Genomic DNA, 1,026 nt, shown 5'->3' on the forward strand with positions numbered 1-1,026 from the left:
TAGAAGAATGTCATTCAGAAGAAAGTGCTTATGACTATATTGAAAAATTAATTATGGAAAAGAATTTGGAGGAATTAGAAAATGAAAACATTACAAGATTTAATTAAAGATTTAACAGATATTATTGTTGATCAAGAAAAAATCAATGATTATTTAGCAAGTGAAGCATTAGATTTACGAGGTGCTGATTTAAATAGTGCTAATTTAACTTATGCTGATTTACGATGGGCTAAATTACAAGATGCTATTTTAATAGGTGCTGATTTACGAGGTGCTAAATTAAAAGATGCTGATTTACGTTGGCCTAATTTAACAGATATTAAAATCACAAAAGAACAATTAGACAAATTAACTGTTATTGAGGAGGATGAATAATGAATGTAACAGAATTAATTAAATTTAACAAACTAAAAGAAGAAAATGAAAAACTTAAAAATGAACTTGCAGAAAAAGAAAGTAGATATTTTGAATTAAAAAATAGATTTGATAATTTATTAAAATATTATGAAGAATTTAGTTCACAACAATTATATAAAGAAGATTTTGATGATCAATATTATTGTAGTTATCACGGACATTGAGACCAATGTATAGTTGAAGATGAAGAAGAACCAACAGAAGAACAATTATCAAAGTATATTCTAATTTTAAAAGATAATTCTAAATATGACAAATTACCTAGTATTGAAAAATTAATTATGGAAAAGAATTTGGAGGAATTAGAAAATGAAAACATTACAAGATTTAATTAAAGATTTAACAGATATTATTGTTGATCAAGAAAAAATCAATGATTATTTAGCAAGTGAAGCATTAGATTTACGAGGTGCTGATTTAAATAGTGCTAATTTAACTTATGCTGATTTACGATGGGCTAAATTACAAGATGCTATTTTAATAGGTGCTGATTTACGAGGTGCTAAATTAAAAGATGCTGATTTACGTTGGCCTAATTTAACAGATATTAAAATCACAAAAGAACAATTAGACAAATTAACTGTTATTGAGGAGGATGAATAATGAATG

3 protein-coding genes are annotated in these 1,026 nt (G+C 25.3%); all 3 read left to right on the top strand.

Features of this window, described 5'->3' with window-relative positions; translation table 4 throughout:
* The first annotated feature begins 81 nt into the window (after positions 1 to 81).
* Genes C6B38_RS04990 through C6B38_RS05000 form a run of 3 tightly spaced genes read left to right on the top strand, consistent with a single transcriptional unit; the run spans position 82 to position 1,020 of the window.
* Positions 82 to 375, top strand: a complete 294-nt coding sequence (locus tag C6B38_RS04990; protein ID WP_105298873.1) for a pentapeptide repeat-containing protein — start codon at positions 82 to 84, stop codon at positions 373 to 375.
* Positions 375 to 752: a hypothetical protein gene (locus tag C6B38_RS04995; RefSeq protein WP_105298874.1), complete on the top strand. Its 378-nt coding sequence runs from the start codon at positions 375 to 377 to the stop codon at positions 750 to 752. The genes C6B38_RS04990 and C6B38_RS04995 overlap by 1 nt, the downstream gene beginning before the upstream one ends.
* Positions 727 to 1,020, top strand: a complete 294-nt coding sequence (locus C6B38_RS05000; protein WP_105298873.1) for a pentapeptide repeat-containing protein — start codon at positions 727 to 729, stop codon at positions 1,018 to 1,020. The genes C6B38_RS04995 and C6B38_RS05000 overlap by 26 nt, the downstream gene beginning before the upstream one ends.
* Positions 1,021 to 1,026: the final 6 nt, after the last annotated feature.

The sequence above is a fragment of the Spiroplasma sp. ChiS genome, from assembly GCF_002968355.1.
GTDB classification, from domain to species: Bacteria; Bacillota_I; Bacilli_A; order Mycoplasmatales; family Mycoplasmataceae; genus Spiroplasma; species Spiroplasma citri.